Source organism: Rhizobium sp. GW821-FHT14E12 (assembly GCF_058803745.1).
In genome coordinates, this window is the sequence record NZ_JBXAPH010000016.1 from 35,512 (window position 1) to 59,550 (window position 24,039).

20 protein-coding genes are annotated in these 24,039 nt (G+C 62.7%); 5 read left to right on the forward strand and 15 right to left on the reverse strand.

Annotation, left to right across the window (positions count from 1 at the left end; all coding sequences use genetic code 11):
* The first annotated feature begins 71 nt into the window (after window positions 1-71).
* Entirely contained in the window at window positions 72-539 is a 468-nt protein-coding gene (locus AC1RO0_RS30005) for an Lrp/AsnC family transcriptional regulator (protein ID WP_498596173.1), read from the forward strand.
* 18 nt (window positions 540-557) lie between these two features.
* Here AC1RO0_RS30005 and AC1RO0_RS30010 read toward each other — a convergent pair whose 3' ends face one another.
* Both AC1RO0_RS30010 and AC1RO0_RS30015 read right to left on the reverse strand, forming a co-directional pair.
* Window positions 558-1,883, reverse strand: a complete 1,326-nt coding sequence (locus tag AC1RO0_RS30010; RefSeq protein ID WP_498596199.1) for a putative bifunctional diguanylate cyclase/phosphodiesterase — start codon at window positions 1,881-1,883, stop codon at window positions 558-560.
* A 115-nt stretch (window positions 1,884-1,998) separates the two neighbouring features.
* Window positions 1,999-3,741: a response regulator gene (locus tag AC1RO0_RS30015; RefSeq protein ID WP_498596174.1), complete on the reverse strand. Its 1,743-nt coding sequence runs from the start codon at window positions 3,739-3,741 to the stop codon at window positions 1,999-2,001.
* A 344-nt stretch (window positions 3,742-4,085) separates the two neighbouring features.
* Between AC1RO0_RS30015 and mutL the strand changes: the two genes are divergently transcribed.
* A complete protein-coding gene (gene mutL / locus AC1RO0_RS30020) occupies window positions 4,086-5,903 on the forward strand; it encodes a DNA mismatch repair endonuclease MutL (RefSeq protein WP_498596175.1) in 1,818 nt (605 codons plus the stop codon).
* Between the two features lie 83 nt (window positions 5,904-5,986).
* On the forward strand, window positions 5,987-6,217 hold the full coding sequence (locus AC1RO0_RS30025; RefSeq protein ID WP_047463639.1) for a DUF2093 domain-containing protein: 231 nt from the start codon (window positions 5,987-5,989) through the stop codon (window positions 6,215-6,217).
* A 3-nt stretch (window positions 6,218-6,220) separates the two neighbouring features.
* Here AC1RO0_RS30025 and lpxK read toward each other — a convergent pair whose 3' ends face one another.
* The 6 genes from lpxK to AC1RO0_RS30055 all read right to left on the reverse strand — a co-directional run bounded on the left by lpxK (window position 6,221) and on the right by AC1RO0_RS30055 (window position 12,167).
* Window positions 6,221-7,288, reverse strand: coding sequence for a tetraacyldisaccharide 4'-kinase (gene lpxK / locus AC1RO0_RS30030; RefSeq protein ID WP_498596176.1), 1,068 nt, complete (start codon window positions 7,286-7,288; stop codon window positions 6,221-6,223).
* A gap of 95 nt (window positions 7,289-7,383) precedes the next feature.
* Complete coding sequence (locus AC1RO0_RS30035) at window positions 7,384-8,112, reverse strand: HAD family hydrolase (protein WP_498596177.1); 729 nt, start codon at window positions 8,110-8,112, stop codon at window positions 7,384-7,386.
* A gap of 14 nt (window positions 8,113-8,126) precedes the next feature.
* Window positions 8,127-9,446, reverse strand: a complete 1,320-nt coding sequence (gene waaA, locus AC1RO0_RS30040; protein WP_498596178.1) for a lipid IV(A) 3-deoxy-D-manno-octulosonic acid transferase — start codon at window positions 9,444-9,446, stop codon at window positions 8,127-8,129.
* A gap of 180 nt (window positions 9,447-9,626) precedes the next feature.
* Window positions 9,627-9,866, reverse strand: coding sequence for a DUF4170 domain-containing protein (locus AC1RO0_RS30045; RefSeq protein ID WP_007699772.1), 240 nt, complete (start codon window positions 9,864-9,866; stop codon window positions 9,627-9,629).
* Between the two features lie 61 nt (window positions 9,867-9,927).
* A complete protein-coding gene (locus tag AC1RO0_RS30050; protein ID WP_498596179.1) occupies window positions 9,928-10,737 on the reverse strand; it encodes a 3'(2'),5'-bisphosphate nucleotidase CysQ in 810 nt (269 codons plus the stop codon).
* Window positions 10,738-10,817: 80 nt separating this feature from the next.
* The gene (locus AC1RO0_RS30055; RefSeq protein ID WP_498596180.1) at window positions 10,818-12,167 is read right to left on the reverse strand and encodes a TldD/PmbA family protein; all 1,350 of its coding nucleotides are present in this window, start codon (window positions 12,165-12,167) and stop codon (window positions 10,818-10,820) included.
* 150 nt (window positions 12,168-12,317) lie between these two features.
* Between AC1RO0_RS30055 and AC1RO0_RS30060 the strand changes: the two genes are divergently transcribed.
* A complete protein-coding gene (locus tag AC1RO0_RS30060; protein WP_498596181.1) occupies window positions 12,318-14,138 on the forward strand; it encodes a monovalent cation:proton antiporter-2 (CPA2) family protein in 1,821 nt (606 codons plus the stop codon).
* A gap of 98 nt (window positions 14,139-14,236) precedes the next feature.
* Here the strand turns inward: AC1RO0_RS30060 and AC1RO0_RS30065 are convergent, their stop codons facing one another.
* Genes AC1RO0_RS30065 through AC1RO0_RS30075 form a run of 3 tightly spaced genes read right to left on the reverse strand, consistent with a single transcriptional unit; the run spans window position 14,237 to window position 17,734 of the window.
* The gene (locus AC1RO0_RS30065; RefSeq protein WP_498596182.1) at window positions 14,237-15,103 is read right to left on the reverse strand and encodes a patatin-like phospholipase family protein; all 867 of its coding nucleotides are present in this window, start codon (window positions 15,101-15,103) and stop codon (window positions 14,237-14,239) included.
* A gap of 18 nt (window positions 15,104-15,121) precedes the next feature.
* Window positions 15,122-15,688: a 16S rRNA (guanine(966)-N(2))-methyltransferase RsmD gene (gene rsmD / locus AC1RO0_RS30070; protein ID WP_498596183.1), complete on the reverse strand. Its 567-nt coding sequence runs from the start codon at window positions 15,686-15,688 to the stop codon at window positions 15,122-15,124.
* Between the two features lie 6 nt (window positions 15,689-15,694).
* Entirely contained in the window at window positions 15,695-17,734 is a 2,040-nt protein-coding gene (locus AC1RO0_RS30075) for a pseudouridine synthase (RefSeq protein ID WP_498596184.1), read from the reverse strand.
* A gap of 72 nt (window positions 17,735-17,806) precedes the next feature.
* On the opposite strand from AC1RO0_RS30075, the gene AC1RO0_RS30080 reads away from it, so the two are divergent.
* Window positions 17,807-18,265: a nucleoside deaminase gene (locus AC1RO0_RS30080; protein WP_007699793.1), complete on the forward strand. Its 459-nt coding sequence runs from the start codon at window positions 17,807-17,809 to the stop codon at window positions 18,263-18,265.
* 41 nt (window positions 18,266-18,306) lie between these two features.
* Here the strand turns inward: AC1RO0_RS30080 and AC1RO0_RS30085 are convergent, their stop codons facing one another.
* From AC1RO0_RS30085 to AC1RO0_RS30100, 4 genes are all read right to left on the reverse strand, one after another.
* On the reverse strand, window positions 18,307-18,939 hold the full coding sequence (locus AC1RO0_RS30085; protein WP_498596185.1) for a hypothetical protein: 633 nt from the start codon (window positions 18,937-18,939) through the stop codon (window positions 18,307-18,309).
* Between the two features lie 133 nt (window positions 18,940-19,072).
* The gene (gene ileS, locus AC1RO0_RS30090) at window positions 19,073-21,955 is read right to left on the reverse strand and encodes an isoleucine--tRNA ligase (RefSeq protein WP_498596186.1); all 2,883 of its coding nucleotides are present in this window, start codon (window positions 21,953-21,955) and stop codon (window positions 19,073-19,075) included.
* Between the two features lie 298 nt (window positions 21,956-22,253).
* A complete protein-coding gene (gene mctP, locus AC1RO0_RS30095; protein ID WP_498596187.1) occupies window positions 22,254-23,729 on the reverse strand; it encodes a monocarboxylate uptake permease MctP in 1,476 nt (491 codons plus the stop codon).
* Window positions 23,719-23,916, reverse strand: a complete 198-nt coding sequence (locus AC1RO0_RS30100) for a DUF3311 domain-containing protein (protein WP_183691596.1) — start codon at window positions 23,914-23,916, stop codon at window positions 23,719-23,721. The genes mctP and AC1RO0_RS30100 overlap by 11 nt, the downstream gene beginning before the upstream one ends.
* Between the last annotated feature and the right edge of the window lie 123 nt (window positions 23,917-24,039).

Below are 24,039 nucleotides of genomic sequence, written 5' to 3' on the forward strand. Positions count from 1 at the left end.
TTGCGAAGACAGTCGCGATCTTGCATAATATTGGCATATTATAGCGTCGATATCGAACATGGAAGCAGATAATGCCACCAACACTGGACGCCATCGATCGGCGCATACTTCGCGCACTCCAGCGTAATGGACGGATTGCGAATGTGGAGCTGGCCAAGGAAGTGGGTCTCTCGCCCTCGCCCTGCCTGCGCAGAGTACGGCTATTGGAAGAATCGGGCGTGATCGATCGCTATGTTGCCGTGCTCGATCCGGCAAAGGTCGGCATGGGCCTTACGGTGTTCGCTCGCGTTTGGTTCAAAACGCAGGACGCCGAGATTACCCATCAGTTCGCGGAGACGGTCAGAAAGTTCCCCGAGGTCGTCGAATGCTACCTGACGACCGGTGAATGCGACGCCATCATGCGGATCGTTACCGCCGATCTCCACAGCTATTGGCGTTTTCAGGCCGACCATCTGACACGCATCCCCAGCGTCCAGAGCGTCAAGACCGATGTTCCAATGGAAACCATCAAGCAGGGCCACGAACTGCCATTGCCATAGGTTTCACCCAGCTCGTGATCAATTTCCGTGGAGATAACGCAGGGTGGCGGTGCTATCGGCGGGCTTGCCGTAATAGTAACCCTGCCCCATTGCACAGCCGAGCGATTTGAGCTTTGCCGCCTCGGCATGGTCCTCGATGCCTTCTGCGACGACTTCAAGGTCGAGCCCCTCGCACATGGCGAGGACCGCCTTGACAATATGTTCGGAGGCGCGATCCGAATTGATGCGCGAAACGAAGGCGCGGTCGATCTTGACCTTGTCGAAGATGAATTCGCGCAGGCGACCGAGGCTGGACTGGCCGGTGCCGAAATCGTCCAGCGAGATGCGGACGCCGGCAGCCCGGAGGTCGGCAATGATGCGGTTTGCCGTTTCGGCAGAGCTCATGACGGCGGTCTCGGTGATCTCCAGCTCCAGGCGATGCGGATCCAGCCCGACGCGGCCGAGGATGGCAAGGATGCTGCTGCTCGTGCCGGGGTCCATCAATTGCGCCGAGGACAGGTTGAAGGAGAGGAACAGTTCGCGCGGCCAGGAGAGTGCCGCCTCGGCCGCCTTGCGCAGCAAGGTCTCGGAGAGAGCGTCGATGAAGCCGCGCTCCTCGGCGAGCGGCACGAAGACAGCCGGCGAGACAAAGCCGAGATCGGCGTCGTTCCAACGCGCCAGGGCCTCGAAACCGAGAACCGCACCGTTGGCAAGCGAGACGATCGGCTGGAAATGCACGTCGATGGCGTCGGAAATGATGGCATTGCGCAGCGCCTGCTCTAGCTGCGTCGCGCGCTTCATCTCCTGGGCGATTTCCTTGGAATAGACGGTGATCTGGCCACGGCCGCGGCGCTTGGAGCGATAGAGCGCGGTCTCGGTGTTTTTCAGAAGATCGTCGAATTCCTCGCCGGCGAAGGGGTAGATGGCAAAGCCGAAAGAGGCGGACAGGCGAACGTTGCGATCGCCGAGATCATAGGGCGCCGACAGAACTTCGCGGATCATCTGCCCGAACTTCTCCGCACCGACGCGCTCGAAGACCAGCGGCAGCACGAAAGCGAATTCATCGCCATCATGACGCGTCACGGTGGCGCCGTCGGGAATGCAGGCCTTGAGGCGGTGGGCGACCTGACACAGGATTTCGTCGCCTGCCTCGACACCGAAGAGATCGTTGATGGGCTTGAAGGAATCGAGATTGACGATGCCGATGGTGAAGGGCGCGGGATCGCTGGCACGTTCGACCGAAAGCAGCCGTGCCCGATCGCGCATACGGTGGCGATTACCCAAACCCGTCAGCGGGTCGGTATAAGCCATCGCCTGCAGCTCGTTCTGGCTGACTGGCGCGAGCGGTATTTCAGCCGATTTCATGTTCAGTCCCGACATTTTCTCCACCCGCAAAAGAGCATGACAACGAAGTCTTAACAAAGGATGGCAAGACTTCGGTCATTCCATACGGGCGATATCTGTGCATCAGGGCTGGCAGTTATGAGACTTGCCTGGCCTGAACTTTACGGCTGCCACGCATGTATTTCTGAAATACTGTTTCAAGAATATCCGGGCTGACGGGCTTCAGGATGACATCGTCCATGCCGGCATCGGCGCATTCCTTGCGGTCACGCTCGAAAGCCTGGGTCAGTACGCCGATGATCGGCGTATGCGATCCGCTTTCCTTGTCGCTGCGGCGGATCAGCCGCGCCGCCTCAAAACCATTGAGACCCGGCAGGGAAATATCCATCAGGACCAGCTCCGGGCGATGCTCGTTCCAGAGCCGCACGGCCTCATCGCCGCTCGGGGCGATCATGTAGCGGTAACCGAGCCCCTCCAGGATCTGCGAGAAGACGATCTGGTTGATGTCGTTGTCTTCAGCGACCAGGATCTGCAAACCGTGCTCTTCGCCGCCCATCGCGATCTGCCACTCCTCCACCCCGCCTTCGGCGCTCTCGCCCGGCTTGCGGCGGATATTGCGGTTGAAGTGCCGCGCAATCAGGAAGGTGAGTTCGGAGGCGAGCTGCGAGCCGTCCAGCGACAGCGCCGGGATACTCTGCCGCTCCGCCAGTTCGACGCCGCGATTGCCGAGCTGGTTGTCAACGATCACCAGATCGATCTTGACCCCAAGGGAACTCGCAACATCCAGGAACGCCGCCTCCTCGTTTTCATTGTGGACCGAGCAGGTGTCGAAGCCGTATTTGGCAAGCATCTTCAGCGCCGCCGTTTCGGCGGCGAGATCGCTGGTCACTACCAGGATCTTGCGGCCGGAAAAATTTTCGGGAACGAAGGTCTCCATGGCCGGAGGGCGGCGCGATATAGTCTGAAGCGCCGCCATCGGCACATAGGCGCGCCGGTAGGAGCGATCGCCATTCTCCTTGATCTCCCTAGCGAGCGCGAATTCGTCGAAATCGGCTCCATCCTTCGGCAGGTCCTGCATGGTGGCAATGAGGAAATAGCGGCCGGGCTTGCCGATACGATGCTTTCGCGTGACCACATCGCGCTCGATGCCATCACGGGAGATCTGCCGCTGGCGCGTGATCGACATTTCGCCGGTCTCGATGACGTGCCGGTCGCTTTCCTCGAAGCGGTTGGCAAGGTCGGTGGAGAAGAGATCGGCGCCCTTACGGCCCAGCACCTCCTCCGGCGTGGTCTGATATTTGTCGCTGAACGCCTTGTTGACCGCGACATAGACCATGTTGCAGTCCTTGACGAAGAGCGGAAACGGCAGGTTATCGAGAATATCCTCGGTGAGCTGCACGCGCTCCATATCGATGCGCCACTGCTCCTCGCGTTTCTTCACCTCGGAAATATCGGAGAGAATGCAGACGCCGAACCCCGATGGCAGCCGGCGCTTGACGAAGCGAACCCAACGATCCGCACCGAGGCGTTCCGTCGTCTCGAACCGCTCGCGCCAATGGGAGGCAATGCGCTGCGAAATCCAATCGTCGCGCGTCACCGTCGATTTCGCCTGGCCGTCCGGATGGCGCACGCCGGTATCGAAAACCGCGCCGAGATAGTCCCGCAGCCGTGTCGACGGTTGCAGGAATTGCGGCGGGATCGGGAAGAAATTCAGGACCTGGCGGCTGGCAAACAGCAAGAGGTCGTTCTTGTCATAGACGAGGACAGCGCTGGAAAGCCCATCGCAGACGGCATCGAACAGCGCCGCCTGCAGATTGCCGTCCGACGGCACATCTTCAGTCATCACTGCAAAGGCTGCCTTGCCAATCTCGGCAGTCATTCGTCCGCTTCCTACATCTATCCGATTACGGCACACCAAAGCTTAAGAGCCGCGATAGCTCTCGAGATCAATTTGTGGAGACATCATGCTGGCATGGGTGCTTGAAACAGGCGGAAGCCGGCTCATGAAGAGATGACGGCCACCAACCTGCCGCCAAGAGCCGTATGCGAGCAAAAAGCGCGCCACCTGCAATCATTTCAAGTTTTCCAAGGGCAACCTGTCATCTTTCCCTTAATCATTGATTAAATTTGTGAACAAAGCCCCTCGAGCTGAATCGGGTGGATGAGGAAAGGCAAAGAGCGTTTTCTCTTTCCAGTTCGCCGCGAATCCACGAAAATACAAAGATGACCATCAAACAACTCTCGGAAACCCTGATCAACCAGATCGCCGCCGGCGAAGTCATCGAGCGGCCGGCGAGTGCTGCCAAGGAACTGATCGAAAATGCGCTCGATGCCGGCGCGACCCGCATCGAAATCGCAACGGCCGGGGGCGGCAAGGCGCTGCTGAGGGTTAGCGACAACGGCTCCGGCATGGAGCAGGCGGATCTCGAGCTTGCCATCAAGCGGCATTGCACCTCGAAGATTTTCGACACGCTGGACGATATCCGCACGCTCGGTTTCCGTGGCGAGGCCCTGCCCTCCATCGGCTCGGTGGCGCGGCTGTCTATCGCCAGCCGCAGGGTCGGCACCGCCGGCGGCGCCGAGATCGCAGTGGCGGGTGGCAAGGTGCTGCATCTGCGCCCGGCGGCAGCCAATCCGGGCACGATCGTCGAGGTGCGCGACCTGTTCTTCGCGACCCCGGCACGGCTGAAATTCCTGAAGACGGAGAAGGCCGAGGCAGCGGCGATCACCGAAGTCGTCAAGCGCATGGCGATCGCCTTTCCGCAGGTGCGCTTCGTGCTCTCCGGCAGCGACCGTTCGACGCTGGAATTTCCGGCAACCGGCGACGACCGTCTCGCCCGCATGGCGCAGGTGCTCGGAAAGGACTTCAAGGACAATGCGATCGAGCTCGATGCCGAGCGTGAGGATGTGCGCCTCACCGGCTTTGCCGGCGTTCCGACCTTCAATCGCGGCAACTCGGCGCACCAATATGCCTTCGTCAACGGCCGGCCGGTGCAGGATAAGCTGATCCTCTCGGCGATCCGCGGCGCCTATGCCGAGACCATACCGTCCGGGCGCTATCCCATCGCCGTTTTGTCCATCACGCTCGACCCTGCCCTCCTCGACGTCAACGTGCATCCGGCGAAATCCGATGTTCGCTTCCGCGATCCCGGCCTGGTGCGCGGCCTGATCGTCGGCGCCATCCGCGAGGCTTTGGCGCGCGAGGGCGACCGTGCCGCGACGACAGGCGCCGACGGCATGTTGCGCGCCTTCAGCCCCGGCTTCCAGCCGGGATGGCGGCCCACCGCCCCGAGCACGCCCTGGACGCCCGAAGCTTCGCCATCGCGGCCCTATCAGCCCGCAGCCAACGGCTATGGCTTTAGGGAACGGCCGCAAGCCGCCTTTGACGGCTTGACCATGCCGACTGCCCGCGCTGAGAGCACACCATCCGTCGAGCCGGTGCATGCCGAGGAGCCGGCACGCTTTCCTCTGGGTGCTGCCCGCGCGCAACTGCATGAGAACTATATCGTCGCGCAGACCGATGACGGCCTCGTTATCGTCGACCAGCACGCGGCTCATGAGCGGCTGGTGTTCGAGGAGATGCGCAAGGCGCTACATTCCAAGCGCCTGTCTTCGCAGGTGCTGCTGATCCCCGAGATTGTCGACCTGCCGGAAGAGGATTGCGACCGGCTGATGGTGTTTGCCGATGAGCTGGGTGAGCTCGGGCTTGCCGTCGAGCGCTTCGGCCCCGGCGCGATTGCCGTGCGTGAAACGCCGGCCATGCTCGGCGAGGTGGATGCGCAAGGGCTGATCCGGCAGTTGGCCGACGAGATCGCCGAGTGGGATACGGCCTCCGGCCTTGCCGCCAAGCTCGAATATGTCGCCGCCACCATGGCCTGCCACGGCTCGGTGCGCTCCGGCCGGCGGCTACGGCCGGAGGAGATGAACGCCCTCTTGCGCCAGATGGAGGCAACGCCAGGCTCGGGCCAGTGCAATCACGGCCGGCCCACCTATATTGAGCTGAAACTCTCGGACATCGAACGGCTGTTCGGACGAAGCTGAGCGTCGACATCGTCAAAAGAGCTGGAAAAGTCCGGCCTGGCGCGTTATGGCAAACAAGTGGCTAATATTGAGGATGGCAGCAGATGAATCTTTTTGAGGGACATGGAAACCGCGAGGCGAAGGTTCGCTATCTCGACGGCGATTTCCAGATCCTCATGCCGGGCTCCTATGTCGTTTGCGCCATGACCGGCCGCCATATCGCGCTCGATGAGCTACGCTATTGGAGCGTCGCTCGGCAGGAGCCCTATGCCGACGTGATGTCCTCGCTTGAAGCCGACAAACGCGCCGGCGTGCTTCCGAACCAGAAGCGGTAGTCTCTACTTCTCCCCGCTGGGGAGCAGGGTTTTTCCGGTCCAACCTTCCCGCAGGCGGCGTTCCCGTGCCGCTGCGATCGCCCGGTCGATGATCAGCTCCGGTGCATGAGGGTCATCGAAGATCATGTCGATTTCGATGACGCGGCAGCGTGCCAAGAGTTCGTCGGCGCGGCCGTGATGGCCGATCAGGCGGACATAGTCCTTGGAGGTGGTGACGATCTCCAGACCATCCCGGGCTGCAATATCGAGAATATCGGCGATCTCATCCTCTTCCAGATGCTCGTGATCGCCGAAAGTGCGGCGAACCGCGATACTGGCGCCCAGCGATTCGACCGTACGGAAGAATTTGGTGGGATCGGCGATGCCGGCGAAAGCGAGCACCTTGCGCCCGCGCAGATCTTCCTGTCCCAGCGTCTTGATCGAGGCGGAGAAGAATGGCTTCCCGGCTCTAGCCGCAAGGCGCACGATCCGGTCGGCGGCATTGCCGTCACCGACTTTCAGCAGCGCCGAGGTGTAGCCCAGTTGCGTCCGCAGCGGCGCGCGCACCGGACCGCCGGGAACAAGATGCCCGTTGCCGATACCTCGCGTGGCATCGATGACGACCAAGGCATAGTCGATGGCGAGCTGAGCGCTCTGGAAACCGTCATCCATGATGATCAGATCGGCGCCTTCGCGCACCAGCCGCTCCGCGCCATCGGCACGGCGGCGCGCGATCACCGTCAGCGCCTCGCGGGCAAGCAGCAGCGGTTCGTCGCCGACGGCGGTCGCGTGATGATCGTTGGGATCGACTACGGTCGTCACATCGAGCGAGCCACCATAGCCGCGGCTGAGGAAGCCGGGCTTCAATCCCTTGGCCTTGGCAGCATGAGCGAGCGCCAGCGCCGTCGGCGTCTTGCCGGCGCCTCCAACAGTAAAATTGCCGACGCAGATAACCGGCACCGGAACGGAAGCGCGGCGGCCATGCACCATGCGATGGCCGGCCACGCGGCCGTACAGGAAGGAAAAGGGCGAAAGCCCCCAGGCCCGCCAATCCGGCTTCCGCCACCAGAACGGCGGTGCTTCCGATACCATGCTCTAATCCCGTCTCGCGTAGGCTGTTGCCCCATACGATCTCAGCAAGGCGGCAAGAAAGGGCAGATCAGATGAAAAAGCAAGCCTCGCCGAACTCACGCCGGCTGGGCGGCCGGCAACAGGCTTTCCAGCTCGGTGATGTCGTTCAGGCAATAATCGGATGCCGCAGCCAGCGATTCACGCGAACCGGTGCCGGTCAACACGCCGACCTTCAGGCCCACTCCGGCATTGTGCCCCATATGCAGATCATGATTATTGTCGCCGACGACGGCAATCTGCGCAGGGGCAAGGCCGGTCGCTTTCGCGAAGCCAAGCACCATGCCCGGCTCCGGCTTGGTGCCGAAACCGCTGTCGTAGCCGGCGATATAGTCGACGTAATCCAGGAAGCCGAAGCGGCGGGCCGTCTGGCGGATCGAACGCTCATTGTCGCTGGAGGCAACGCCGAGCTTGTAGCCCCGCTCGTGCAGGCGGCGGAAGAAGGCGGCGAGATCGGTGACCGGCGAGGAGAAATCGGCGGCATGGGAAAAGAGTGCATCGAGCTTTTCCGTCAGCTCCGTCACACCCACCTTGGAGCCGGCCGCGACGAGCCCCTCGGAAATCTGGCGGGTATTGCCGGCGGCAAGCAGGCTGTCCGGCACGATATGGCCGGTAACCGGATCCATGCCGCAGGCCGAAAGCAGATGATCGGCGAGCGCCGCATCACCTTGAGCGGCAATGCTGGCAAGCTCGCGATTGACCGGCAGCCAGCTCGCGTCATAATCCAGTAGCGTGCCGTCCTTGTCGAACAGAATGCCCGCGATCGCCTCCAGCTTCACCGCTCCCATGGAATGCTCCCCTCTTACCCCTGCGCCATTGTCTTCGGCATCAGCCGCGCCTTTACGGTCAGCGGATTGATGTAGGGCTCCAGCCCCTTGATGGTCGCGGCCAGCGCTCCGCGCATCTCATGCACCGCGATGAAGCCGGCATCGATCATGCCGCGCCGCGCCGCGTCGTTGGTCAAAAGATAGTGGACGCCCCGCGCCAGCATCTCGGTGTCGCGGACCATGCGGGCGCTGCCACGGCGGGCGAGCAATTGATAGGCGTCGCGGAAATTCTGGACATGACCGCCGGTCAGGATAGCGCAGCCGAGCATGGCCGGCTCCAGCGGGTTCTGCCCGCCTTCGTTCAGCAGCGACTTGCCCATGAAGGCGACGTCAGTCATGCGCAGATAAAGGCCCATCTCGCCGATCGTGTCGCCAAGGAAAACATCGACATCCGGCGATAGCACATCGTTGCGGGTGCGGCGGGCGACCTTCAGCCCCTGCTCGACGAGCATCGCCTCGATCGCGTCGCAGCGCTCGGGATGGCGTGGCACGATGATGGTCAGCTGGCCGTCATGTTCCGTCAGCGTCTTGTGGACGACGGCCGCGGCATGCTCCTCGCCCTCGAAGGTCGAGACCGCCGCCCAGGTCTTGCGGGTGCCGATCTGCTTCATGTAGCGGGCGAGTGTCGGCGCATCATAGGGCGGCGCGTCGGTATCCACCTTGAGATTGCCCGACTTGATCACCTGCAGCGCGCCGAGATCGCGGAAGCGTTCGGCATCGAGATCGGATTGGGCAACGACCAGTGCAAGCTTTTCGAACATCGCCTCGGAGAGCGACGGATGTCCGCTCCAGCGGGCAAAGGAGCGATCCGATATGCGAGCATTGACGAGGATCTGCGGAATGCGCCTGCGCTCGAGCTCGAGCACGGTTGCCGGCCAGATTTCGGATTCTGCGAAGATGGCGCAATCGGGCTGCCAATATTCGAGGAAGCGACTGACGGCCGGCTTCAGATCCAGCGGCACATATTGGTGGATGACCTCGTCGCCGAGACGTTCCTGCGTCACCTTGGCCGACGTTATCGTTCCCGTGGTCAAAATGACGTGAATATCGCGGCGGCGGATTTCGCGGATCAAGGGAACGACAGCCGAGGTCTCGCCGACGCTTGCCGCATGGAACCAGACCAGCGGCCCCTGTGGGCGGTTGGCACTGGCATAGCCGGACCGCTCCAGCCGACGGGAGCTGTCTTCCTTGCCCTTGGCGGCACGGAACGCGAGATAAGGTCCGATCAGAGGATAGATCGCAATGCCGCCAAAGCGGTAGGCACCCAAAGCGAGGCGCGCCCTGAGGCTGCTCATCTCGACTGCCTCCGATCCAAGCTGATCGTCATCGATGCCAAATCCCAACTGTTCAACGGCCGAAAGATCGGCCGATTCTTGGTTTCGATTGCGTCAAAAATACCGCGTGATAACCGGATTGAAAGCGACAACGCCCCTCCGGACGGCAATATCAAATATAAAATGGAGCGAAACGCGGCTTCAGGATGCCTTGTCCGGATCAAGCAAACGATGCAGATGGACGATGAAATAACGCATGTGAGCGTTGTCGACGGTCTGCTGCGCCTTCGACTTCCAGGCCGTCAGCGCGGTCGCATAGTCGGGATACATGCCGACAATGTCGAGCTCGTTCAGATTGCGGAACTGTACTTCTTCGAGATTCTCCAATTCCCCGCCGAATACGAGGTGCAGGAGCTGTTTTTTATCGCTGGTAACAGTCATTTTCGTCTCTTTCTGCTGTCGTCCCCCTCCGCACTTCCTCTGCGGGATTTTGACCCAAACGTCAACCGTCTCGTCTGTGGGCAAGCTGGCGCAAAAGCTCCGGCAAGTGGACAGCCGGTGCGCCGCAGAGTTCGCCGTGGGTGACATCGGCGCGATTGTAATTGAGCGGTTTTCCGGAAAGGTCGACCAGAGCCCCGCCCGCCCGTTCCAGGATGAGATCGGCGGCGGCGAGATCCCAATCGTGGGAGTTGCGCTTGACGATCGTTCCTTCGAGCCGACCGTCGGCGACCATGGCAAGGCGATAGGCAAGCGAAGGCACATGCTTCACCCGCTCGATCGTCTTGCGAAAATCCGGGCTTAGTCCGTGAAGCGCGTCCTCGGCGGTCGCCAGCCTATGGACGTCCTGCCCCATTCGGTCGGAGACCGCGATCGGCTCGCCATTCTTCAGCGCCGGACCGTCTGTGGTTGCGACGAACAATTCGTTCAGCGCCGGTGCGTAGAGCACGCCCGCGGTCGGGCGCCCATTGGTGACGACGGCGACGCTGACGCACCACAGATCGAGCCCCGACAGGAAGCCGCGCGTGCCGTCGATCGGATCGATGACGAAAACAGTCTCATGCGACAGCCGTTCGGCGTCGTCATCGGTCTCTTCCGAAAGCCAGCCGTAACCGGGGCGCGCCGGACGCAGTATGGAAGCCAGTGTCTCGTTGGCGGCAAAATCGGCGGCGCTGACGGGCGATCGCCCTTCGTTCTTCCACCAGACCTCGGGAGATTGGCGAAAGAAGCCGAGGGCGACTTCGCCGGCCTGACGCGCCGCCTCGACGATCAGGTCCAGGTCATCAAGAGCGTCACCCTTTCGGCTATCGTTCATTCCCAGATTCCAATCTCCGGCTGGCTATGTGCTGGCCATGATCCTGTCCGAAAACCGCTGCGCGCGTTTCTGGATCATCGTCAACGCCCGGCCAGCGTCATGCCCTCAATGGCGAGTGTCGGCGCGGCAACGCTGAAATCGCGGTCGATATCGTTTGCCTGCGTCACGCGCATGAACATGTCCTTGAGGTTGGAGGCGATCGTCACCTCCGAAACCGCGAAAGTCAATTCACCGTTCTCGATCCAGAAGCCGGTGGCGCCGCGGCTATACTCACCGGTGAGCATGTTGACGCCCTGCCCGATCAGCTCGGTAACGTAGAAACCATTGCCGACATCGCGGATCAAATCTCCCGGCGAGATATCGCCGGGCTCCAGCGCCAGATTGGTGGAAGACGGAGAAACCGAGGTGCCACCGCGCGCGCCGCGACCGTTGGTCTTGAGACCGCCGATCTCGCGCGCCGTCGAGGTGGACAGGAACCATTGCTTCAGCACACCGTCCTCGATCATCACCAGCCGCTTGCCGGTAACGCCTTCGCCATCGAAGGGACGCGAGGCAGAGCCGCGCACAATCAGCGGATCGTCGGTGATCGACAGGCCGGCTTTCAGCACCTGCTGGCCCATCTTGTCGCGCAGGAAGCTGCTCTTGCGGGCGACGGACGCGCCGTTGATCGCGCCAGCGATATGGCCGACGAAACCACGCGCCACGCGCGGATCGAAAACAACGGTCACGTCCTTGCCGGTCGGCACCTGGCGCGGATTGACGCGCTTGACCACCCGCTCGCCAGCGCGGCGGCCGATGTCCGCGGAGGCATCCAGATCGGCGAAATAGAGGCGGCTGTCGAAGTCATAGTCGCGCTCCATGCCGGTGCCTTCGCCGGCAATGACGCTGACGGAGCGGCTGAAGCGCGAGCCCATGTAGTGACCGGCAAAACCATGCGAGGTGACAAGCACCATGCCGCCCATGCCGGCGGATGCGCCTGAGCCGGACGAGTTGCTGACGCCGGGAACGGCAAGCGCCGCCTCTTCCATCTCAAGGGCCGCTTCACGCAGCTCGGCCGACGAAACCTCGGTCGGATCGAAGAGGTCGAGATCTGGATAGCTCTTGGCGAGATCGGCTTCGTCAGCGAGGCAGGCGAAGGGATCTTCCGGCGAGACCTTCGCCATGGTGACGGCGCGCTCGGCCAGTGCCTGCAGGTCGAAGCCGGGATTGGCCGAGACGCTGGCGACGCGATTGCCAACGAAGACCCGCAGCGAAAAATCATCGCTTTCGGAGGATTCGGTGCCCTCGACCTTGCCGAGACGAACGCTGACGGATTGCGAGCGCGAGCGCACGACGACGGCATCGGCCGCATCCGCCCCGGCTTTCCGGGCGAGGTCGATCAACTGGCTGGCGCGGGAAAGCAGAGTGGCGGAATCGATTTCTGAGGACATGATTTGGCCTTTCCTTCGCGTTCCATTTATTGTGCACTACATAAAGCTACAAGGGCGGCCAAGCCGATTCTTGTCCGAATGTCGTCACGCATGGTTGTTTCTGACGATCATGCGCTACAACACCGACTGCCCCACAGAAAGAAACAGACGATGTCCGCGCCCAATGCCCTCTTCACCGAAACCCTTATGCTGCTCGGAGGCGCCGTCGTCACCGCGCCGATCTTCAAGAAATTGGGGCTTGGCACCGTGCTCGGCTATCTCGCCGCCGGCGTCGTCATCGGCCCGGTGCTGCACGGCATCGGGGACAGCGAAGCCGTGCTGGCGGTGGCGGAGCTTGGCGTCGTCTTCCTGCTCTTCATCATCGGCCTGGAACTGAAGCCCTCGCGCCTGTGGCAGATGCGGCGCGACATTTTCGGCCTCGGCACCGCGCAGGTGGTGCTCAGCGGACTGGCGCTGACGCTCGCCGCCTATCTCGCCAATATCACCGGCTGGCGCGGCAGCATCATCGTCGGCTTCGGCCTGGCGCTGTCGTCGACGGCATTCGCCATGCAGATCCTCGAACAGGAGGGTGACGTCAACACGAAATACGGCCAGCGCTCCTTCTCCATGCTCTTGCTGCAGGATCTGGCAATCGTGCCGCTGCTTGCCCTCGTCACCGTTCTCGACGGGCCAAAGGAAGCGACCAATCCGATACCGGATCTTGCCATTGCGGTCGGCGCTGTCGCGGCGATGATCATTGCCGGGCGTTACCTGCTGACGCCGCTGTTCCAGATCATCGCCCGCACCGGCGCGCGCGAGGCGATGATCGCCGCCGCCCTTTTGGTCGTCATGGGTTCGGCGACCTTGATGCAGCTCGCCGGCCTCTCGATGGCGATGGGCGCCTTTCTCTCAGGGGTAATGCTGGCCGAATCCTCCTATCGCCACGAGCTGGAGGCGGATATCGAGCCCTTCCGCGGTATCCTGCTCGCCATCTTCTTCATCGCCGTCGGCCTGTCGCTGAAACTGGATGTCATTGCCGAGAACTGGGTGCTGATCGTGCTCGCCGTGCCGGTCCTGATGGTCATCAAGGGCGTGGTCATTTACGTGCTCTGCCGCGTGACCGGCTCCTCGCACAATGATGCCATCCGCATCGCTTGCCTGCTACCCCAAGGCGGTGAATTCGGCTTCGTGTTGTTCAGCACGGCCAGCGCCAGCGGCGGCCTATTCTCGGCTAGCACCGCCTCAATGCTGATCGCGATCGTCACGCTCTCCATGGCGCTGACACCGCTCGGCTCGGCGCTTTCCAAGCGGCTGCTGACCGGTGATACCCGTGAGGAGCTGGACGAGGATTTCGAGGGCGCGGGCTCCGACGTGCTGATGATCGGCTTCTCGCGTTTCGGCCAGATCGCCGCGCAGATCCTACTGGCCGGCGGTCGCGACGTCACCGTCATCGACTTTTCCGCCGACCGCATCCGTCAGGCCTCCAACTTCGGCTTCCGCATCTATTTCGGCGACGGCACCCGCAAGGATGTGCTGCGCTCGGCCGGCATCGACCACGCCAAGATCGTCGTCGTCAGCACGCATCACCGCGAGATCACCGACAAGATCGTCGAACTGGTGCAAACGGACTATCCGCACGCACGCCTCTTCGTCCGCTCCTACGACCGCATTCATTCGATCGAGCTGCGCAACAAGGGCGTCGACTACGAGTTGCGCGAAACGCTGGAATCCGGCCTGCTCTTCGGCCGCCGCACACTGGAAGCCCTCGGCGTCAGCGAAGCCGAAGCCTTTGAGATCGGCGAGGATATCCGCAAGCGTGACGAACAGCGGCTGGTGCTGCAGGCAAGCGAAGGGCTGCAAGCCGGGCGCGACATGCTCTATTCACGGCCGGTCAAGCCGGAACCGCTGGTCAAACCCAAGCGTGCCGCCGACGTCTTCAGCGACGACGACGATCTCTCGGCATTGCCGGAGGAAGAGCCGGAACGGGCCTAGAACGTTTCAACGCTTCACGGAAGCGCAGAAACGCTCTAGCTCTTTATTTTGATGCAATTCCGGACGGAAAACCGCAGCACACTTTTCCTGGAATTGCTCTAATTCTTCGCCGTAATCACCCGGTCAAGGGCGAACTTCAGTTCGTCCTTGACACCCGCCGACATGGCGAGGATCTCGCGGGCCTTCAGGAAATCGAGCACGCCGGTGCGGCCGACGGAGGGCCGCAGGAAGATTTGTGGCGCTAGCAGCCGCAGCTTGAGGGCGATGTTGGACTGCATGGTCAGCTGGCCGGCGCCGAACAGGCTCTCGATGCGGTTCGGAAACTGGGTGCCGTCGCCTTCCGGTCCGCCGACGACGTCGATGCCGATGATGATATCGGCAAGACCGGCGAGATGTTCGTAGGGAACCGGGTTCATGATGCCGCCGTCGATCATCACCCGTTCACCCACCTTGACCGGCATGAAGACGGCGGGAATGGCGGCGGAGGCGGCCAACACTGGGAAGAGCTCGCCCTTTTCGGTCACCACTTCAGTCTGGTCGTAATAGTCCGTCGTAACCACCTTCAGCGGGATATGCAGCTCGGAGAAATCCTCCGGAAAGGCCGGCGGCATGAAGGCACGCAGGATGCGTTCGAGATTGAATTGACCGAACCGGAATTTACGAACACTCGCCGGCCTGAGGCTCCAGATCTTGTTGAGCACGGCCGGGCGATTGCCGACGGTTGCGAGCGTATAATCGCGGATTTCCGCGCCGCTCATGCCGGCCGCCATCGCCGCGCCCATGATCGAGCCGATGGAGGCGCCGGCAATCGCAACCGGGCGAATGCCGAATTCGTCCAGCGCCTCGATGATGTGGATATGGGCAAGACCACGCGCGCCGCCGCAGCCGAAGGCGACCGCGACGCTCGGCGTGCTTGATGTCGCGAGCGTATGGTCGCTCCCGACAAAATCAGCATAATCGCCCATGCTCGTCTCCCTCCGCCGCTAGGCTTGCCGGGGCTGATAACGGAAGAAATGCATCTTGCTGTCGCCGAAGGTCCGCTCTTCGAGGAAGAGGAAATCCGGCGCAACGGTTACCGCGACGTCGGCGCGTTCCTCGAGAATCGCCAGCGCGCCCGGCACCAGCCAGCGGCCCGCAGCGGCAGCCGCAAAGGCCTTCTCGCCGAGACCCTTGCCATAGGGCGGATCGGCGAAGAGAAAATCGAAAGGCTCTAGGTTACCGACGCTGCCGAGATCGGTCGCGTCACGCCGCATCATGCGCGTGCGGCCATGCAGGCCGAGCGCATCGATGTTTTCCCAGAGCAGGCCACGGCCCTCGACGCTGCTTTCGACGAAGAGGACATGACGGCAGCCGCGCGAGGCGGCCTCCAGGCCGACGGCACCCGTGCCGGCAAAAATATCCATCATCCGCGTGCTATCGAGCGCCTCGGGATAGGCATGGGTCAGAATATTGAACAGGCTCTCGCGCGTGCGGTCCGCCGTCGGACGAATATCGTTCGACTTTGGAACCGCAAGCGACCGACCGCGAAACTCACCGCCGACGATCCGCACCGCGCGTTAACCCTTTCCGCCCTTCGGGCCGCCCCTGCTGGGGCCACCACGGCTCGGGCCACTCCGGTTAGGGCCACCGGACGGACGTCCAGCGCCACCGGGCTTGCCGGAGAAGCCGCGTGCACCGCCGGGCTTTCCACCCGGCTTGCCGCCACCAAAGGACTTGCCGCCGCCCGGCTTCTTGCCGAAAGACTTGCCGGCCGGCCGATCACCGGCGGGCCGTTCACCCTGCGGGCGGTCTCCACGCGGCGGACGATCACCGAATGGGCGATCGCCGCGAGGACGCTCGGCGCGCTGTTCGCCATCGAAAGACCGGGCGCGCGGACGCTCGTCACCCTCGGCGCGCGGCCGACGGTCACCAAAGGCTCGATCGCCACGGGGCTTGTCACCATACGGACGGTCGCTGCGGGGTTTGTCGCCATAAGGGCGGTCACCGCGCGGCTTATCACCGAACGGACGATCGCCACGAGGACGTTCCGAGCGTGCTTCGCCCTGGAATGATTTCGCACGGGAGCGGTCGCCGCCCTCGGGCCGTGCGCTACGCTCACCGCGAGGACGATCGCCAAACGCTTTATCTCCACGGGGCTTGTCACCGTAGGGGCGATCACCACGGGGCTTGCCGCCGAAAGGACGGTCGCCTTGAGGGCGGTCGCCACGGGGACGGTCGGAGCGCTTGCGGTCGAAACCGTCGTCATCGCCACGTCCCGTGCGCGGGGCTTCCTCGCTCGAGCGGATCCATTCTCCATCCGCCTCGGCGACGCGGTTGACGCGAACGCGCGGGCCTTCATCGGGGCGGTCGAAGCCGCTGCGCTGCGGGCGCTCGGGCTCACCGCGCTTGGCGGCAGTTCTGGTATTCTTGGCGGCTTTTGCGGCAGCCTTCTCGCCGAGCGGGCGGGCGCCAGGCGCCATCCAGACATTGGCGTTGCGGCGCGCGCCGAGCGGCGGGCGCTTCGGACGGTCGTCTTCCTTGTGGCCGCCGTCGCGACGTCCTTCGTCACGACGATCGTCGCGCTTGGTGTCCAGACGGCCCAAGGCACGTTCGCGCTTGTCCTCGGGACGCTCGCGGTCACGCCTCGGGCGTTCCTCTTTCGCGGCACGCTCCGGCTTGGCCTCAGCCTCATCCTCGCCGGCAGGCGTCGCGGCGTTATACAGCGGCGCATCGAAATTCGCCTTGGCGTCTTCGACCAGGCGCGGACCAAGCTGATCGCGCAGCGTGCGGCCGCGCACTTCCAGCACCCGGCCTTCCGGCAGGTCGCCGAGCTGGAACGGGCCATAGGAAATACGGATCAGGCGGTTGACCTCGAGACCGAGCGCGCCGAGCACGTTCTTGATTTCGCGGTTCTTGCCTTCGCGCAGGCCCATGGTGATCCAGACGTTGGAGCCCTGCGTGCGGTCGAGCGTCGCTTCGATCGAGCCATAGAGCACGCCGTCGACGGCGATGCCTTCCTTCAGCTTGTCGAGCGCGTCCTGATCGATCTCGCCATGAGCGCGCACGCGGTAGCGGCGCAGCCAGCCGGTGGTCGGCAGTTCCAGCACGCGGGCAAGGCCGCCGTCGTTGGTCAGCAGCAACAGGCCTTCGGTGTTGATGTCGAGGCGGCCGATCGACATGACGCGCGGCAATTCTTCCGGCAGATTGTCGAAAACGGTCGGGCGCCCTTCCGGATCGGCATTGGTGGTCACCAGGCCGGCCGGCTTGTGGTAGAGCCAGAGGCGCGTGCGCTCGATGCCGCGGATCGGCATGCCATCCACTTCGATCTTGTCGGCGAGCGTCACGTTGACGACCGGGCTGTCCAGCAGCACGCCGTTCAGCCGCACGCGGCCGTCCATGATCATGCGCTCGATGTCGCGGCGCGACGCCACGCCGGCGCGCGCCATCACCTTGGAAATGCGCTCGGCCTTTCCATCGCCGCCTTCGGTCTCGGCTGCCACCCTGGTGGGCGCGGCCTTCATCGGCTTGGCGTCGTCGCGTTTCATCGCCGGCTTCGTCTTGGTGTCGCGGGTAAAGGGTTTTGGCCCAGGCCGCTTGGGCTTGTCATTCATTGTCATTTGTTGTTTGCCTGAATTTTTAAGGCGTGTTCCTATCAGGTCACGCCCCTGCGGTTAAGTGGAAAATCTTAAATGGCGAATACAAATCACTTCATGAAGCTGGCGCTCGCCGAAGCACGGAGCGCCGGAGCGCGTGGTGAAGTGCCGATCGGTGCCGTCCTCGTGCTCGACAATGCCGTTATCGCCAAGGCCGGCAACCGCACCCGCGAGCTCAACGACGTCACCGCCCATGCCGAAATCGCCGCAATCCGCATCGCCTGCGAGGCGCTCGGCCAGGAACGCCTGACGGGCGCCGATCTCTATGTGACGCTGGAGCCCTGCACCATGTGCGCCGCGGCCATCTCATTTGCCCGCATCCGCCGCCTTTACTACGGCGCGGAAGATCCGAAGGGTGGCGGGGTGGACAATGGCGTGCGCTTCTACCGCCAGCCGACCTGCCATCACGCGCCGGAGGTCTATTCGGGCATTGCCGAACGGGATGCGGCCGACATTCTCAGGGAATTCTTCCAGCTGAAACGGCAGGAAGACTAAAAAAGCGGCGGTTCAGGCCGCCGCTTCATGCTCGGAAAGACTTATTGGAACGGCTTCCACCAGCTGCTGCTGTTGGACTGCTGCGCCGCCTCGGCGTCCTTCTTGCGCTGCTTTTCCTTCTTGCTTTCGGGCGTGCCGACATCGCTCAGCGCAGCCGGGTCGGAAACCTGGCGATATTGCTGCGGCGGGTCGATCAGATAACGGCGCTGATCGTAGGTGCCGGCCTGATCCTGGCGCGCGGCGCGATAGGCTGCCGTCTGCTCTACTTCCGTCTTGCGGTTGCGGCCGCTGTCGGCCTGAGCGAGCGGAGAGCGATAATTGACGTCGTTCTTGTTCTGGTCGGCTTCTTCAGCCAGGCGCTTGCGCGCGTCTTCCGGCGATTCGAGCCAGGCCGGGTTATCCTTGCTCGCCAGCGTCTGCTGCGGCGCGGTCAAGGCTTCCCTCTGGTTTGCAGCGGGGAGAACCAGGCCGGGGCGGTTCGGATAAACAACACCCTTGTCCTTCGGCGTAGCCGCCGAAACAGAGGCGATGTCGCCGAGGTCGTCCAAGAGCTGCACGCCGGCGGTCTTGTCCGTGCCGTAGCTCGGGCTGCTCAAGCAGCCGGACATCAGACCGCAGCCAACCACGAGTGCCGCCAAGCTGACGCCAACACGAACCTTATGCATCGCTCTCATGAAAACCCTTCCCAGCCATGCCGGTGCAACTATCGCAGACCCCAATTCATGCCAACTGCCGCAAAAATCGGGCCATTTTCAGGCAGCTTTTACCGGATGAACGCCTCGAAGGCAATTCACCCGGCAATTTTCTTCAGTTGACGGCCGCCAGCTCGCGCAGGGCCGCGGCGTCACGCGCGGAGACGTCGGGATATTGCGAATCGGACCCGACATCGGTGGTGATGCGCCAGGAACGGGCACATTTGCGGCCTTCGGCCAGCGCCGGCACGACGCTTACCTTGGCGGCGTCATCCAGACGGAAGGCATCGGCAGGCCCTTCGCCAGCATTGACGGTGATGCCGGAGGTGATGCAGATCTCGGCCAGATCCTGCCCTTCCAGCGCCTTCAGGAGCTCCGGATCGGCGACGTAGACAACGGGAGCAGCTTCCAGCGAGGAGCCGATGCGCTTGTCCTTGCGCTCGATTTCCAGAGCACCGGTGACGGCGCTGCGCACGGCGCGGATCTTCTTCCACTTCTCGGCCAGCGCCTCGTTCTTCCATTCGGCGGAAACGACGGGGAACTGTTCGAGATGCACGGAGACCGCCGACGGATTGCGCGACAGCCACGCTTCTTCCGTCGTGAACGGCAGCATCGGCGCAAGCCAGGTCACCATGCAATCGAAGATCGTGCGGATGACGGCAAGGGCCGCGCGGCGGCGCAGGCTCGACGGGGCGTCGCAATAGAGCGCATCCTTGCGAACATCGAAATAGAAGGCCGAAAGCTCGACATTCGAGAAATCGATGAGGGCTCGGGCGATGCGCTTGAAGTCGAAGGCGTCGTAGCTTTCGCGCACGAGTTCGTTCAGCTCGGCGAGACGGTGCAGCATCAGCTGTTCCAGCTCCGGCATATCGGCGTAGGCAATCACTTCGCCCTTGTCGTGCGCCAGCGTGCCGAGCATCCAGCGGATAGTATTGCGCAGCTTGCGATAGGCATCGACATTGGTCTGGATGATGGCTTTGCCGACGCGCAGGTCTTCCGCATAGTCCGATGTCATGACCCAGAGACGCAGGATATCGGCGCCGGCGTCCTTCATCACTTCCTGGGGCGACGTGACGTTGCCCTTGGACTTCGACATCTTCTCGCCCTTCTCGTCCATGGTGAAACCATGGGTTAGGACGGCATCGTAAGGTGCGCGGCCACGCGTCGCCGCGCTTTCGAGCAGCGACGAGTGGAACCAGCCGCGATGCTGGTCGGAGCCTTCGAGGTAGAGATCGGCAGGCCATTTCAGGTCCGGGCGGTCTTCCAGCGTGAATGTGTGGGTCGAGCCCGAATCGAACCAGACGTCAAGGATATCCATGACCTGCGTCCATGGCTCGTTGGCCTTTTCGCCCAGGAAGCGCTCGCGCGCGCCTTCGGCAAACCAGGCATCGGCCCCTTCGGCATCGAAAGCTTCCAGGATGCGGGCGTTGACGGCATCATCCTGCAGGATCTCGCCGTCATCATCGACGAAGATCGCGATCGGAACGCCCCAGGCGCGCTGGCGCGAGAGCACCCAATCCGGGCGCTGCTCGATCATGGCGCGCAGGCGGTTCTGGCCGGTGGCGGGCACGAAGCGGGTATCGTCGATCGCCTTCAGGGCGCGCGAGCGCAGCGTCGTGCCGTCCGCAAGGTCCTTGTCCATATAGACGAACCATTGCGGCGTGTTGCGGAAGATCACCGGCTTCTTCGAGCGCCAGGAATGCGGATAGGAATGCTTCATGCGTCCGCGGGCGAAGAGCGTGCCCGTCTCGATCAGGGCCTTGATAACCAGATCGTTGGCATTGCCCTTCTTGCCGTTGTCGTCCATGACGCGGCCGCCGTCGAAGCCGGGGGCGTCAGTGGTGTAGAAGCCGGCGTCATCGACCGGGAACGGGATGCGCGGCGAGATCCCCCGGGCTTCCAGCGCGCGGGCATTGGCCATCCAGACATCAAAGTCCTCGCGGCCGTGGCTGGGTGCTGTGTGCACGAAGCCGGTGCCGGCATCGTCGGTGACATGGTCGCCGTCAAGCAGGGGAACCTTGAAGTCGTAGCCGAGCGAAGCCAGCGGATGGGCGCAGACGGTCGCGCCGAAGTCTTCGGTAGTCACGTCGCGCAGGCGCTTGTATTGCAGCTTCGCCTTGGCGAAGCCTTCTTCGGCGAGCTTGTCGGCGAAGACCAGCTTTTCGCCGGGGCGCGGGCCGAAATCATTGACGGCTTCCGTTACTTCGTAAAGGCCGTAGGACACCCGCGACGAATAGGCGATCGCCCGGTTGCCGGGGATCGTCCAGGGGGTCGTGGTCCAGATGACGACGAAGGCGCCGGCAAGCGCCGCCGGACCCTCCACGACCGGGAACTTCACCCAGATCATGTCGCTCTCGACATCGGCATATTCGACTTCGGCTTCCGCCAGCGCCGTGCGCTCGACCACCGACCACATGACCGGCTTCGAACCACGATACAGCTGACCGGTCTTGGCGATCTTCAGCAACTCGCCGGCGATGCGGGATTCGGCGTGGAAGTTCATCGTCAAGTACGGATTATCGAAATCGCCGACGATACCGAGACGCTTGAACTCATCGGCCTGGATCTTGATCCAGCCGGCGGCGAAGTCGCGGCATTCCTGGCGGAATTCGTTGACCGGAACCTCGTCCTTGTTCTTGCCCTTCTCGCGGTATTTTTCCTCGATCTTCCATTCGATCGGCAGGCCGTGGCAATCCCAGCCCGGAACGTAGTTGCTATCATAGCCGCGCATCTGGAACGAGCGGGTGATGACGTCCTTGAGGATCTTATTCAGCGCATGGCCGATGTGGATGTTGCCGTTGGCATAGGGCGGGCCGTCATGCAGCACGAATTTCTCGCGGCCGGCAGCCGACGCGCGCAGCACCTTGTAGAGGTCCATCTCCTGCCAGCGCTTGACCAGCTCCGGCTCCTTCTGCGGCAAGCCGGCGCGCATCGGGAAATCGGTCTCAGGCAGGTAGAGGGTCTTCGAATAGTCGAGTTTTTCAGTGGTATCGGTCATGGTTCTGACAATTGCCTCGGCGTCTCGGGCATATCGCGCCAAGAAGGCGCAGCCATAGGGGGATTTTTTCGGCGGCGGTAGCGCCTCGGGAACGGGCGCCAAGAACCCGGACCTTCCGGCAGCTTAAAGCGCGCGGAAGGCCGGGCCAATAATTCGTATCGATGGGCTCAGCCGAAATTGGGTCATAATGGGCGGTTCATAAGCGCTTTTTGAGCGGAAAGGAAGAGGAATCCACCGCCACAAGGCACAGAAAAGCCGCGGGCGTTTCCACCCGCGGCTGATTGAGGAGCCGGTCCGATCAGGCGCGTACCGTCGCCCGCGCCGGCATGACCGCATTGAGGATCACCGACACGACGATATTGGCGGCAAGCGCCAGCAGTCCCGTGTAGACGGTGAAGCTCGTATCTCCGAGAGCGATCATATGCAGCGGCTTCCAACCGGCATCCCAGACGAGATAGGTGCCGCCGAAGAAGCCGACGACCCAGCCGGCAAGCAGAGCAGGCGCCCGGAACCACTTGGTATAGAGGCCGAAGACCAGCGCCGGCAGCGTCTGCAGGATCCAGATTCCCCCCAGAAGCTGCAGGTCGAGCGCGAACTGCGTCGGCAGAAAGATGATGACCAGAAGCGCACCAACCTTGACGACGAGTGAGGTCATCTTGGCGACCTTCGCCTCGCCGGCATCGGAGACCTGCGGATTGACGTAAGCCTTCCAGAAGTTGCGGGTGAAGAGGTTGGCGGCGCCAATGCTCATCACGGCCGCCGGCACCAGCGCGCCGATGGCGATGGCCGCGAAGGCGAAACCGGCAAACCAGCTGGAGAACAACGACTGGAACAGCGCCGGCACGACATCATTGGGGCTATCCAGCTTCAGATTGGCCGCATGGCCCATATAGCCGAGCAGGGCCAGCAGGCCGAGCAGCAGCGTATAGGCCGGCAGCATCACGGCATTCTTGCGGATGGTGTTGCCGCTGTTGGAGGCGAAAATGCCGGTCAGCGTGTGCGGATACATGAAGGCTGCAAGCGCCGAACCGAGCGCCAGCGTCGCATAGGCGACATACTGGTTGCCACCGAGCACCAGGCTGCCAGCCCCCTTGGCCTGGAAAGCCGCATCGGCGGAGGCGAAGACGTTGGCGTAGCCGCCGAGCTTGGCCGGGATGAGCGCAATGGCCGCGATCACCACGATATAGATCATGATGTCCTTGACGAAGGCGATCAGCGCCGGGGCGCGAAGGCCGGCCGAATAGGTATAGAGCGCCAGGATGATGAAGGCGACGGCGAGCGGGAATTCGCCATGAAGCCCCAGCGCCTTGAACACCGCCGTCATGCCGACGAGCTGCAGGGCGATATAGGGCATGGTGGCGATGACGCCGGTGGCGGCAACCGCCAGTTCGAGTGCCCGCGAGCCATATTGGCCATGCACGACATCGCCAGCCGTGACGTAGCCATGATCCTTGGCGCGCCTCCAGAGAAGCGGCATCACCATGAAGACGAAGGGATAGACGACGATCGTATAGGGCAGCGCGAAGAAGCCGTAGGCACCGACCGTGTAGACCAGGGCCGGGACGGCAATCACGGTATAGGCGGTATAAAAATCGCCACCGACGAGGAACCAGGTGATCCAGGTGCCGAAGCTGCGGCCGCCAAGGCCCCATTCGTCGATATGGGCAAGGGTCTTCGGCCTGCGCCAGCGCGCGGCGACAAAGCCCATGACGGTTACCAGCACCATGAAAAAGATGAAGACGGCAAGTGCCGTCGGGTCGATATCAGTCATCATGGCGCATGCTCCGGTAGGCGATCCAGGTCAGGAAAGCGGTGATCGGCACCCAGGCGAGCTGGTACCAATAGAAGAAGGGGAAACCGAAGAGAACCGGATCGTGAGCGTTGTAAAAGGGGACCCAGAGCAAGCCAATATAGGGAATGACAAGCAGCCAGCAGGCTGCCGTCCCAAAGCGTTTATCCATTTCCGATACCTCCCAAGCGGCGCGCAGGCGCCGCCTCGTTGCAGTTGTCAGAGTGGAAGGCGGTGCGTCGGGCCGTGATCGCAGTATGAAATACTAGCGGCCCGAAGCCAATGTGCTTCTGGC